The sequence below is a fragment of the Pedobacter sp. ISL-64 genome (assembly GCF_018613605.1).
GTDB lineage: Bacteria > Bacteroidota > Bacteroidia > Sphingobacteriales > Sphingobacteriaceae > Pedobacter.
The window spans coordinates 199,726-214,105 of the sequence record NZ_JAGGPU010000005.1 but is presented as its reverse complement, the minus strand read 5'-3'; the positions used below and the strand labels follow the sequence as shown (position 1 = coordinate 214,105).

Below are 14,380 nucleotides of genomic sequence, written 5' to 3'. Positions count from 1 at the left end.
AAGAATGATGAAATTTTTAAGAAATGCATTGGCGCTGTGTGTCTTTTTTACACTGTTTGTTGGTGTAATCAAAGGTCAGGACGCCGTTAAGATACCTATAAAAGCTGTTGTTCGGGATATCAATGGAAATCCTATAAAAGGGGCATCCATAACTGTTGAAGGAAACGACGTGCTCACCATAGCAAACCAGGCAGGTGAATTCTCTCTATCGATAGAGGAGAATAGCACATTTACGGTAAATGCTAAAGGTTATAAAACCTTGCCAGTAATCGCATTAGCCAACCTAAAGCAGATTACCTTAACTAAAGAGGATAGACTAATAAATGTGGGTTTTAAAAATGCCACCGAAAGTAATCTTCCTGCTGGCGTTTCAAGCGTTAACCTGGCACAGCTCTTTGAGAAAAACTTTATAACTTATGGATTGGACGGGATGGAGGCTTTTGCTCCGGGCTTTAGTGGCAACAATCTTAATAACAACAACCTTTGGGGTATGAATAGCTCGTTTATATTGATTGATGGGGTTCCGAGGGATGTGAACAGTGTTACACCAAATGAAATTGAGGAGATCACTTTTCTCAAGAGTGCTTCGGCCGTTGCCCTATATGGCAGCCGCGGTGCAAAAGGAGTAATCTTGATCACCACAAAAAGGGGTACGGCCACTAAGCAAAAAATAAACGTTCGTTCCAATATCGGATTAAATACACCAAAAAGATTCGCTCAATATCTGGGCTCTTCAGAGTACATGACCCTGTACAATGAGGCTTTATCAAATGATGGTTTGGCAGCGGCTTATACCCCAGAAACTATTTATAATCACTCTGGCGTTAACCCTTATCGTTATCCAAGTGTAGATTATTACGCTTCAGAATACCTCAAAAATAGTTTTTCACGCTATGATGGCGTTGCAGAAATTTCAGGAGGGAATGATCGTGCCCGTTATTACACCAATGTTGGGTTTGCATCTACAGGTTCGCTGCTTAATTTCGGCGAAGCAAAAGAAAATAATACAACAGAACGCTTTAACATCCGCGGAAATGTTGATATGCAGCTAACCAAAGCACTAAAAGCCCGGGTCGACGCAAGCGCTGTGTTTGCCAGCGGAGGCGGAGTAAATACGAATTACTGGGCTAACGCTGCAACATTGCGCCCCCATTTATTTACCCCCTTAATACCAATTAATTTATTGGAACAGAGCGATGAGGTGAGCAAAGCGATGATTAAAAACGCTACAATTATTGATGGACAATACATTCTTGGTGGTACCCAATTAGATCAAACCAATCCCTTTGCGGCCATTTATGCAGGTGGTAATAATAAGTTTGTACAACGCCAGTTTCAGTTTACCACTGGTATTGATGCTGATCTGAAAGGAATTTTGAATGGACTTACCTTTAGTACCACTATGGGGGTTGATTACCTGAACAGTTACAATCAGGGTTATCGAAACGGATATGCAACTTACCAGCCTAATTGGACAACCTACTCTGGTACAACGATGATTGGAAGCTTAACGCGCTGGGGAGAAGATACTAAAACCGGAGTTCAGAACATTGCAGATAGTTATTATAGACAGACCATTTCGTTGTCTGGTCAATTTAACTACAATACTACAATTCGTAATAATCATCATATCTCAGCAGTATTGCTGGCTGCGGCATATCGTCAATCCCAATCTGAAATCTACCAGCCAACAACAAATTCTAATTTAGGATTGCAGTTAAATTATGATTTCAGCAATAAGTATTTTGCCGAAATTACCGGAGCAGTGGTGCGCTCGCCAAAAATGCCACCAGGAAACAGGATTGCACTCTCTCCTGCAGCTTCTATTGGATGGCGCCTTAGCGAAGAGCCATTTTTGAAAAAAGTTTCGTTCATTAACGACTTAACACTAACCGCATCAGCAGGTATTTTAAATACCGATCTTGATTTTGATGAGTATTTTGCCTATGAGAGCATTTATACAGGCACAGGAGGTAACTGGTATGGTTGGAATGATGGTACAGGTACACAGTCTACAGATTCGCGCCGTGGATCCAACATGGATTTAACTTTTGCTAAAAGGAAAGAAATCAGTATCGGGATAAAAGGCGGAATGTTCAAAAATCAGTTTAATTTCGGAGCAAATGTTTTTAGAAATAACATCACTGGGATTATCGGTCAGATTAATGTTCTTTATCCAAACTATTTCACTACCGGATTTCCGAGTTCTTCTTTTGTTCCTTACAGCAATTATAATAGTGATCAGCGTACCGGTTTAGATTTTTACTTAAATTTTAATAAACGCATAGGAGCTATTGACTGGACTTTTGGAGCATCAGGAACATATTATACAACCAAAGCAACTAAACGTGCCGATCTGTTAACTTACGAAAATAGCTATCAATACCGCGCCGGCAAACCGCTCGATGCGATCTGGGGATTAAAAAGCAATGGTTTTTACATGGATGCCAGTGAAGTGGCAGCGGCCGATGGAATTAGTAGTGCAAAACCAGCATTTGGATCAGCATTGGCTCCTGGCGATATCAAATATATTGATCAGAACGGTGACAAAATCATTGACGATAAGGATCAGGTATATCTTGGTCGCGGTGGATGGTTCGGTGCTCCGTTTACAGCAGGATTGAATATAACTGCCAAATGGAAAAATCTTACCCTATTTGTTTTAGGTACAGGTCGCTTCGGTGGAAGTGCCATGAAAAGCGATAACTATTTTTGGGTTAACGGAAGCGATAAGTATTCGGCAGTGGTGCGCGACAGATGGACGCCTCAAACAAAAAATACGGCAACCTTTCCGCGGCTTACCACTTTAAATGGCGACAATAATTTCAGAGTGTCTGATTTCTGGTTGTACAGCACAGATCGGTTTGATTTATCTAAAGTTCAGATCTCCTACACAGTTTCCGATAAATTGTTCAAAAGTAAAGTGTTGAAAGAACTGGGGCTGTATGTGGCAGGATTTAATCTTTTAACAATAGCGAAGGAAAGAGAAATACTTGAGCTGAATTTAGGGGGTGCCCCACAAACAAGGTTATATAACCTAGGCGTAAAGGCAATGTTTTAATTGAATATTAGATTAGAAAAGATGAACAGAATATTAATACGATTTATAGTTGTCGTTGTGATGCTCTCGGGCTGTAAAAAGTTTACCGACCCCGCTCCACAAAATAATGGAGATTTTGAGAACATCTATACCGAACCCGCACTTGCCCATGGGTTATTGCTAAATGGTTACACAAGGCTTCCATCAAATGGCTGGTCTTTTAACGATGTAGCTACAGATGATGCAGTAAGTAATGATATCAATAATAATTTTAGGAAAATTGCCACCGGGCAATGGTCGGCTGCATTTAATCCATTAGATCAATGGACCAATGCAAGAGCAGGTATACAGTATATCAACTTATTTTTGGCAGAGACAGACAAGGTGCTTTGGGATTCTAAAGACCCGGTGTTGAGCAGGATGTTTAACGACAGGCAAAAAGGTGAAGCATATGCTTTGAGAGCCTACTTAATGTCGTATATGCTACAAGCGCATGCCGGAAAAGTAGGGGGTAATTTATATGGTTTCCCTATTGTACTCGAACCCGAAACACCGGCTTCTAACTTTAACCAGCCAAGGGCCACATTTGATGCCTGTATTAAACAGATTTATGGTGATTTGGATAAAGCAGAACAATTGCTTCCTTTAGACTATGCTGATATCAATAGCACCAGCCAGATCCCGACAAAATATGTCGGAATTAATGTAGAGACCTATAACCGCGTTTTCGGTAAGTTTTTTAATCAGCGCATGACAGGCCGTATTTCTAAAGCCATTCGTGCCCGCGTAGCACTAATGGGTGCAAGTCCGGCTTTCAGCACAGGCAATTCTACCACATGGGCCGATGCCGCCACCTACGCAGCACAGGTACTTTCACTTAATAACTGGTTGGCCAACCTAGATCCTAATGGTGTTACCTGGTATGATAACAAAGCAGAAATTGATGCATTGGCTTCTGGCGCTAGTCCCCGAGAAGTGCTTTGGCGTACAAATGTTGGATCAAATAGTGATTTAGAAGCTGCTAACTATCCGCCAACCCTGTCTGGACAAGGCCGCATAAACCCAACTCAAAATCTGGTTAATGCTTTCCCGATGCAAAACGGTTATCCAATTGCCAGTACACCACAGAGCGGATATAATCCTTCCACTCCATTTACAGGTAGAGATCCGCGTTTAGCAAAATTTATAGTGTACAATGGAAATACGATCGGGCCGACAAACAAAGTAATCAATACCACAACAGATGTGGCAACGAATGATGACGGATTGAATAGAAAAGAAGTCTCTACAAGAACTGGTTACTACATGAAAAAACTGTTAAGGCAGGATGTTAGTCGTACACCAACTGTAAATAATCAGAAACACTATAGGCCACATATCCGCTATACCGAAATATTCCTGATCTATGCAGAGGCAGCGAATGAGGCATGGGGGCCTACAGCAAACGGCGGCAATCCCTATTCTGCTTATGATATCATTAAAGCTATTCGTGCCAGGGCCGGCGTAGGAACTGCAAATGGTGATGCTTACCTCGAATCGATTAAAACAGATAAAGATGCCATGAGAACATTGATTAGGAATGAGCGTAGGTTAGAATTGGCTTTTGAAGGATTTCGTTTCTGGGATCTTCGCAGATGGAACGCAGCGTTAACCGAACCAGTGAAAGGAGTGAGTATCTCGCAAGGCACCTATCAGGAAATCAATGTAGAAGCAAGAAGCTATCAGGAGTATATGAGGTTTGGACCAATTCCTTACAGCGAAACGCTAAAGTATAATGCTTTGCAACAAAACACGGGATGGTAATATTCATCACTATAACAAATAACATCATGAAAAATAAAGTATATATTTTACTTGCGCTCGTCTTAACACTTGGCGCTTGCAAAAACGAAGAATGGGCATTTCCAGATAATGATGCGCAAACCGTTTATTTTGCCTATCAAGGGCCGATTCGGACCATCACCATGGGCGAAGATATTTTTGATACTTCACTTGATAACCAACATAGATTTCAGATTATGGGTACGGTTGGTGGAGTTTACTCAAATAAGGAAGATATTAGCATTGGCATCAGTGTGGATAACGCGCTAACTCAGGGATTATCCTTTCCATCGCCCTACAGCGGTATCGTAAGGCCTATGCCGGCTAATTATTATACACTTGCAGCTAACAAAATTGTCATCCCAAAAGGAAGTTTAGTAGGTGGAGTAGATGTACAGCTAACCGATGCTTTTTTCGCAGACCCATTGGCTATCAATACCACTTATGTGATCCCTTTAACGATGACCAGTGTTGATCAGAACAAAATGATCTTGCCCGAAAAAAAATATACTTTGTATGCCGTAAAGTATATCAATACCTGGCAGGGTTTTTATCTCCGCAGAGGAAAGGATGTGATTGTGGGTAAAGGCGGTAACACCGCGCTCAATCAAACTGTAGTTCGCCATATGAAATATGTGGAGAATGATGAAATCAACAAGTTAAACACACGTTCGCTAACCCAGGCCGAGTTTCCTGTCACATTTAAAGTAACAGGCGGAACCAGTATCAGCCGAACCTTATTGTTAACTTTTGATAATACGGGCAACTGTGCAATTGCAGCTGGTGATGCCAGCTTTACAGCGAGTGGCACCGGAAAATTTATTAAACGGGGAGAGAAAAACAGCTGGGGCAGCCAGGATCGCGATGCCCTTTATTTGAACTATCAGATCGATCTGAATGATAGAACAGTGAATAGCGTAGATACCCTGGTAATGCGCGATCGTGGCGTGAAGGCAGAAACATTTACGCCAGTCAAATAATTAAGTATTTAATCAAAAAATTGAGAAAATGAAACGATTATACAAAATAGCATTTGGTCTGGCGGGGGCAATATTGCTTGCTTCCTGCCACAAGTACGAGGCACTCGATTTTCAGGTGGCTAAACCCACAAGCTTCTCGGCCCAAGAGCAGATCGATGCCTATCAGCCATTAAAAACCTATATTGATAGAACAGCAAATCCTAAATTTAAATTTGGTGCGGGAACCAGCCTTCAGTCCTATCTCTCCAAAGGCGTAATTTATAGATTGACCAATAGTAATTTTGATGAAATTACGCTGGGTTATGAGATGAAACATGGAGCGGTTGTACAAGCTGACGGAAGCCTGGCTTTAAGCAATGTGAAAAACCTGTTGGAGACAGCGTCCAAAGCTGGTATTACAGTTTATGGGCATACACTCGCCTGGCATGCCAATCAAAATGCAACATATTTAAAAGGACTGATTGCTCCGGTGGTTACTCCTTCAAGCGGTGGTCCTACCTGGGATCTGGTCATCGGAGCCGATTTTGAAACCGACAACGCCTCAGTTTATCAATCCAATACCAATGCCGTTGCCTCTTTTACTGCAGCTGGCGAAGGTTTTAACGGCACAGGACGGGCTTTGAAAATTAGTAACTCGGCAGTGCGGGCCAACGATTATGATGCGCAATTATTTCTTAAATTTCCAGCGGTAGCAGTAGGAGAGAAATATGAGCTTAAAATGAATGTGCGTTCTGATGTAGCAGCATCTTACCCTACGCAGGCCCATATTACGCCTGGTGCGTATAAGTTTTATGATTTTTTTGGTGCAATTTCTTCAACACCAACCTGGACAACCTATACGAAAGAAATTACCGTTACTACAGACATTGCAACAAGCGGTGCTTTGGCTTTTAACCTAGGTAAAACAGCAACAAATTTTTATTTCGATAATATCACGCTTAAAAAATACAATCCGCTTGGCGGCACTACAATTGTAGAAAAAACTGCCGAGCAGAAAAAGACCATTTTAACCACGGCATTAGACACCTGGATTAAAGGTATAGTTACCGCTTCAAAAGATTATGTTAAAGCCTGGGATGTTGTAAACGAGCCAATGGATGATGCAAAGCCAGCTGAGCTTAAAACTGCTGTGGGTAGAACTTCCATTGCGGCTGATGAATTCTTTTGGCAAGATTACCTGGGTAAGGATTATGCGCTAAAGGCATTTCAATTGGCTAGGCAGTATGGTAATGCGACTGATATTCATTTTATTAATGATTATAACCTCGAATATAGCATCGATAAATGCAAAGGATTAATTGAATACGTAAAGTATTTGGAAGGCAAAGGCGCAAAAATAGATGGTATTGGTACACAAATGCACATTGTAACTACTTCTGATAAAGCCAAGATTGAAGAAATGTTCAAATTATTGGCCGCAACTGGTAAACTTATCAAAATATCAGAATTGGATATGGGTTTTGCAGGAAATATAAAAACTGCACAGGCAACACCCGAGCAATATGCAGCTCAAGCTGAGATGTACAAATATGTAATCAAGAAATACTTTGAGCTTATTCCGGCCGCTCAGCGATATGGAATTACTATATGGGCACCTCAGGATAGTCCAGCTACTTCGAGCTGGAGAGCAGGGGAGCCAATTGGCTTGTGGACAGAAGGTTTTGTTCGAAAACCTGCCTATGTTGGCACAGCCGAAGGCTTGAAGAATAAATAAATTTACTATGTGCTTAAAGCCAGGAACGACGTTAACCGTTTTCCTGGCTTTTTTATTGGAAATCACCAATGAAGTTGACTAAGATCTAATTGAGTTTATACTACCTCTTCCATCCGCATAATTTACCATTTCATTTTCCCAGGCTCTTTTTTCAGCCTGATTATAACAAATTTAATATAGTTATGCAACCGATTGTTTTTTTCGAAAGTAAATGATATATTCGGGTAGAAATTATTCAGGCATGGAGTTTTACATGAGCATAATTTTTTTAAAAAGAAATAACCAAATATTAACGCTTTAAACGATGTATTTCTGTGATGAAACTGGGGAAAGGATGGTAAGCGTCTACGTTTCCCCGAAAATTATCTATTGCCATATTTTCCAGACTTTATAAGCATGACCGTAAAATCTTATCTTCCGCTTTGCGCTTTGCTCGTTACAGTTTTATTCACTAACCTAAAAACAAAAGCAGAGGTAAAACTTCCACAGTTAATCAGTAATCGAATGGTGCTACAACGAAATACAGATTTAAAGATCTGGGGTTGGGCCAATGCAAATGAGAAAGTTAAACTTTCTTTTAACAATAGAAAGTTTAAGACAATTACCGGCAGCGATGGGAAGTGGTTGATTATGCTTCCCAAAATGAAAGCCGGAGGCCCATATACCATGACTATTGAAGGACAGAATTTGATTACACTAACCGATATTTTAATTGGAGACGTATATTTTTGTGCAGGCCAATCTAACATGGTGTTAGCAATGGAAAGACTGAAAGAAAATTATCCAGACGAAGTTAATAATGATAATTTTCCGCAGATCAGGAATTTCTTTGTACCCACAAAGGCTGATGTATCCAAAGAATCACTGGATTTGCCAAAAGGGGAGTGGAAGTTGGCATCAGGTAAAGAATTGCTTGAGTTTGGAGGAGTTACTTATTTCTTCGCAAAAAAACTCTATCAAAAATACAAAATTCCCATTGGGATCATTAATTCCAGCGTGGGTGGAACGCCAATAGAGGCCTGGATGAGTATGGACGCATTTAAGGATTTTCCTGCAGCTGAAGCCCAGATCAAAAACTTTCGGGATACCACTTATATGAACAACCTTAAAAAACAGGGGCTACCTATGCCAGTTAAAAGCTTGCAATCATCCTATGTGCCAAAAACATGGCATAAGTTCTGGATGCCAGGTTATTGGGCAGATCAGGGCGTGAGAAACCTGAATGGCATCCTATATTTTAAAAAAGAAATTGATGTTCCTGCAGGGATGACAGGCGTGCAGGCAAAACTTTTTATGGGGCGTATTATCGATGCAGATTCCACTTTCGTAAATGGCATTTTTGTAGGCAATATCACTTATCAGTATCCTCCAAGAAGATACAATGTGCCAGCCAACCTGTTAAAACCAGGTAAAAATATCATTTTAGTAAAAGTTACAAATACAATGGGCAAAGGTGGCTTTGTGCCTGACAAAAATTATTCGTTACAGGCCAACGGACAAGTAATTGACTTAAGGGGCGAATGGGATTACCAGGTGGACCAAGTATTTCCTAAAACAAGCTATTCCCAGTCAGGGCAACAAATTATCCAGCCAATTGTGGCGCAAAGTTCTCCTACGGGACTTTACAATACTATGGTTGCACCTGCAATCAATTATAGTATAAGTGGCTTTTTATGGTACCAGGGTGAAACAAATGCAGGCAAGCCAAGAGAATACGCCAAACTGCTACCTGCACTGATTAACGATTGGAGAAATAAATGGGGCTTGAGCAATATTCCATTTTTATTTGCACAACTACCCAATTATATGGAGGTTGATTATGTTCCTGTTGAGAGCGACTGGGCACAACTGCGGCAGAGCCAGCTCCAAACCTTAAAAGTGCCAAATACAGGAATGTCTGTTGGGCTCGGTGCCGGCGAATGGAATGATATTCATCCCCTGAACAAAAAAACAATTGGCGAGCGTTTGGCTTTGTGGGCCCAAAAGCTGATTTATGGTGAAAAAAACATTGTTTACTCAGGTCCAATCTACAGATCAGCAACAGTGCAGGGCAATAAGGTGATTTTGAATTTTGATCATATGGGAAGTGGAATAATTGCAAAAGGTGAACCCGAACTTTATCATTTTTCCATTGCAGGTGCCGATAAAAAATATATTTGGGCCAAGGCTAAAATTGAAGGTAACACCGTAATTGTTTGGAACGATAGCATTTCCAATCCTGTTGCTGTTCGATACGCCTGGGCGGATAATCCCGACGGTGCAAATTTGTATAACGCAGAGGGCTTGCCAGCATCTCCGTTCGAAGCTGAAATAAAATAGTTTAAATTAGGGGTGTTAACTATATTTACGCACAAAGCAAATATAAATCCAAAGTGTACCAAAGGCGAGCTAAGCAAGCCCTGCACTAGTACAATCACAATCCAGATCGCTAAAGCGTGAATCTATTGTTATGATGTTAAAACGAGTATCAGGTATAAGCGCAATGTCACTTCTAGGGATATTGTTATTGACGTACACTATTGTAAAGGGGCAAAGTAACCCCAATTTCATTACCCTCAATACTAAAAATGGCCTTTCTTCAAATACTGTAAATACAATCCTGCAGGATCATAATGGTCTTGTATGGTTTGGTACCAGCGATGGGCTGAATAAGTTTGATGGTACCAATTTTACCGTTTATACCACTAAAAGTGGTGATAGCACGAGCATTCCGTCTAACAATATCTCGGCACTTTTAGAAGACCGGAAGGGAAGACTTTGGGTAGGTACGAACGGAGGGGGCTTGGCTTACTATGATGCTAAGAAAAATACATTTAAATCATTTGTAGGTGAAGGCATCCCGAATCGTAACGTCCCGTTTAATGTATTAACACTTTACGAAGATAGAACCGGAAATATCTGGGTAGGCACTTTTGGCGGCTACCGGGTTATCAATACCAAAACTTTTAAGGTAAAAAATGTAGGTATCGGTGCATTGATGGGCAACGGTTCCAGTGTGCTTTCTTTTCTTCAAGGTAGCGGCAATAAGATATGGATCGGCACCAATTTAGGGCTTTTGGCACTTAATTTAACCAATGGCGCCACCGAAAAGTTTATCCATCATCCCAATGACCCTTCGCGCCTTACTAATAATTTCATTAAAACTATTGTGAAGGATGAAAAGGGGCGGATATTTTTTGGTACCTACAATGGCCTCAATATGTTGTTGGATGATGAAAAGCATTTCAAATCCTTTTTGCAATCGGGTGATAAGTTGTTTTCAAACGACATTATTTATTCTGCCAGATTGGAAAAAGGAGGCAAATTGTGGTTAGGAACCGAAGATGGGGTAACTATTTTCGATACCGCCACCGAGGTTTTCTCAAACATTCGTCCCAACAAACGTGAAACCTTTGGCCTTAGCAATAAGTCGGTTAGAAGCATTTGTATGGCTAATAATGGCATTATTTGGCTAGGTACCTACCAGGGCGGCGTTAATAAGTTCGATCCAAATTTAGCACTGTTTAACCTAAAGCGTAGCAGCCCATTTGATCCAAAAGGACTTTCATCGCCCATTGTCACTTCTTTTGCCGAATTCTCAAAACAAAAAATCTTTGTGGGCACGGATGGCGGAGGACTACATTTTTTCGATCGGGACAAAGGTGTGTTCGAGCATATCGACATGAAAAGCAAAATTGATTTTTCGCGAAATCCATTGTCCATCCTTACGCTAATGCTCGATTCCAGGGGCGTGCTTTGGGTGGGAACGTATCAGCATGGCTTGTTTGCCTATAATCCCAAAACCAAAACTTACAAACAATTCCTAGCCGGACCATCGGCAACTGATCTTAATCAAAACGAAATTTTCGCTATCAAAGAAGATAGCAAGGGCTTGATATGGATTGGTACAAACGGAACTGGAGTGAATGTATTTGATTATAAGACAAATTCATTTACCCGGTACGGCACTCAATCCTCGCCACCTATGGTTCTCCCTAGCAATGGTTTTATACGTTCAATTGTTGAAGATCCTTATGGAAATATGTGGATATCATCCAGCGGAACGGGAATAGCCGTATTTCAACGCAACAACGGCAAATTTAAAGTATACCGAAAAGCAAATAGTGGGCTTTCTAATGATGTGGTATTGAGTTTGTTATGTGATAGTAGAGGAAATATTTGGGCCGGAACTGATGGTGCCGGGCTCGATCTTTTCAATCGCCGTACCGGAAAATTTACCAATTTTAACGAAACAAACGGATTACCAAATGCTATTGTTTACAAAATATTGGAAGGCAGAGACGGTCTGATTTGGTTCAGTACCGATAATGGCATCAGTTGTCTTGATCCAGAAACAAAAAAAATAAAAAACTTTGGACGTCCCAATGGGGTGCAAGACAGTCCTTTTATATTGGGTTCGGGAATCAGCACTTCAGATGGCGAGCTTTATTTTGGCGGGCAAGACGGTTTCAACTATTTTAATCCGCTTGAATTGCCCTCCAATAATGTGGTTCCAAATGTGTTGCTTACCGAACTAAAGGTCGCCAATACTGTTGTACTTCCTGGTGAAAAATCACCTATTGAAGAGCAGATTGGCTTCGCGAAAAAAATTAAACTGAGCTATGGGCAAAATTTCTCAATTAGTTATGTAGCGTTAAATTACACAGCGCCGCAACAAAACCACTATTCCTATCGCCTTGTTGGTTTGGATGATGGCTGGAATGAAGTTGGTAAAGAGAAAACAGCATATTATACGAATTTGGACCCCGGAGATTACATTTTTCAGGTAAGGGCAAGTAACAACGACGGCGTTTGGAGTGATAAAATCACTTCAATTTCTGTTCATATACAACCGCCCTTCTGGAGAACTATTTATGCTTATATTTTTTATGCAGTCTTAATTGGTACAATCCTGTTTGCCATTAGGCGACGGGGAATTCAGCGCATCAAACAGCAACTTGCTATTGAACAGGCCCAGATCAATGCTGAACAAAGGATCCTACAGCAGCGAAGGGATGCCGAACGTGCCCATGCGTTGGATATACAAAAGATCAAATTCCTCACCAATTTAAGCCATGAGTTTAGAACGCCGATTTCATTGATTTTGGCACCCGTTGATAAGTTGCTTGCCGTTAAACAGGAATCTTCTGTAGCCGGTCAGGTAAAGATGATCCGTAGAAATGCACGGAGGCTGTTAAATCTGGTCAATCAACTGCTCGATTTTAGAAAAATGGAAGAACAGGAACTAAAGTTGAACCTGAACGAGGCCGATCTCATTACTTTTATCAGTGAAGCTGCAGAAGCATTCCAGGATCTTTCCGAGCGCAAGAAAATTTCTCTTCGTATTAACAGCGATATTAAAAACCTGAGAACGCATTTTGATCAGGATAAAATGGAAAGAATTGTATTTAACCTGCTTTCTAATGCATTTAAATTTACAAAAGAAGGTGGGGAAGTATCTCTTAATATGTTCATAAGAGCCGCTGCCGATCAGACTAAGCCTGTATTTTGTATTGAGGTTTCAGACACCGGAATAGGCATTGCACATCAAAGTAAAGACAAGGTGTTCGATCGTTTTTTTATGGATAACAATGTGAGTTCTATCTTAAATCAAGGCAGTGGAATCGGGTTGTCGATTGTAAAAGAGTTTGTAGAACTGCACGGCGGGCAGATTACCGTAAAAAGTGAACTTGGAAAGGGAACAGCATTTTTGGTTTCGATTCCAGTTGAGATAGTGGATGAAGAAAATGATCAAGAGGTTGATGATACCGCCTATGGTTTTACGAACGAAGAACTGGATGAATCCGTTACTGAACCAGCAACTAATGAGGTCAAGATGCCCACAATCCTTTTGGTTGAAGACAATGAGGAATTTAGGTTTTACCTAAAAGATAGTCTGCAGCCATTTTATCATATTATAGAGGCGTCAAATGGTAAAGAAGGTTGGCAGAAAACGCTTTCCGGGCACCCGCAATTAGTTGTTACCGACATCAGCATGCCAGAAATGAATGGCATTGAGCTAAGCCAAAAAATAAAGGCAGACAAAAGAACAAGTCATATCCCAGTTATCCTGTTAACCGCAATCAGTGGAGAAGAAGACCAGGTTAAAGGCCTGAAATCCGGTGCCAACGACTACCTCACCAAGCCTTTTAATTTTGACATTCTCCATGCGAAAATCGACAACCTATTGTTGTTTAATCGCTCGGTAAAAAATGCATATTCTAAACAGGTGCAGGTACAGGCTAAAGAAATCGAAATTGAGTCTAGCGAAGTTAAGTTGTTGAATAAAATCGTCCAGTATATTGACGAAAAGCTTAACAATCCAGAACTCTCAGTAGAGGAACTAAGCAGGCATGTGGGCATGAGCCGAGGTTCTCTCTACCACAAACTGCTCGAAATTACTGGCCTGACACCAATCGAATACATTAGATCCGTAAAACTGGAAAGGGCAGTAGAATTATTGGAGAAAAGTGATTACAACGTTGCACAGATTGCATACATGACTGGTTTTGGTACGCCAAGCTATTTTTCGAAGCTTTTTAAAGCGCAGTTTAACATGCTTCCCTCCGAATATATCAATGTAAAACGAAAAGATAAACGCGTGAAGCTTTAAAAGCTATCTAAGAGCTTATTTAAATTTTAATAAAAATAATTGCGATGTCAGTCTGAGGAGTAATTTATTGTATAAAAATCAATATAAATGACATAGAAGCTTGAGGAGATAGCTCCCTCAAGCTATCGTCATTTCGAGCGGAGTGCAACGCAGTCGAGAAATCTGCCTAGATAGATCTCTCTCCCGAACGTTCGGGACTGCGCTACAGTCGAGATGACGACCATTTTATTGGA

At 40.8% G+C, this 14,380-nt stretch carries 6 protein-coding genes; all 6 read left to right on the top strand.

Translation table 11 applies throughout. The features are described 5' to 3' along the window. Positions 1 to 4: 4 nt before the first annotated feature. The 6 genes from J7E57_RS07235 (at position 5) to J7E57_RS07210 (ending at position 14,147) form a co-directional block, all read left to right on the top strand. Complete coding sequence (locus J7E57_RS07235) at positions 5 to 3,061, top strand: SusC/RagA family TonB-linked outer membrane protein (RefSeq protein ID WP_215126538.1); 3,057 nt, start codon at positions 5 to 7, stop codon at positions 3,059 to 3,061. Between the two features lie 21 nt (positions 3,062 to 3,082). Continuing rightward, positions 3,083 to 4,843 carry a RagB/SusD family nutrient uptake outer membrane protein gene (locus J7E57_RS07230; protein ID WP_215126536.1) on the top strand — a complete coding sequence of 587 codons (1,761 nt, stop codon included), beginning with the start codon at positions 3,083 to 3,085 and terminating at the stop codon, positions 4,841 to 4,843. A gap of 26 nt (positions 4,844 to 4,869) precedes the next feature. Next, positions 4,870 to 5,841, top strand: coding sequence for a DUF5627 domain-containing protein (locus J7E57_RS07225; protein WP_215126534.1), 972 nt, complete (start codon positions 4,870 to 4,872; stop codon positions 5,839 to 5,841). Positions 5,842 to 5,869: 28 nt separating this feature from the next. Continuing rightward, the gene (locus tag J7E57_RS07220) at positions 5,870 to 7,555 is read left to right on the top strand and encodes an endo-1,4-beta-xylanase (RefSeq protein WP_215126532.1); all 1,686 of its coding nucleotides are present in this window, start codon (positions 5,870 to 5,872) and stop codon (positions 7,553 to 7,555) included. Between the two features lie 396 nt (positions 7,556 to 7,951). After that, entirely contained in the window at positions 7,952 to 9,874 is a 1,923-nt protein-coding gene (locus J7E57_RS07215; RefSeq protein WP_215126530.1) for a sialate O-acetylesterase, read from the top strand. Between the two features lie 130 nt (positions 9,875 to 10,004). Then, entirely contained in the window at positions 10,005 to 14,147 is a 4,143-nt protein-coding gene (locus J7E57_RS07210) for a hybrid sensor histidine kinase/response regulator transcription factor (RefSeq protein ID WP_215126528.1), read from the top strand. The last annotated feature ends 233 nt before the right edge of the window (positions 14,148 to 14,380 follow it).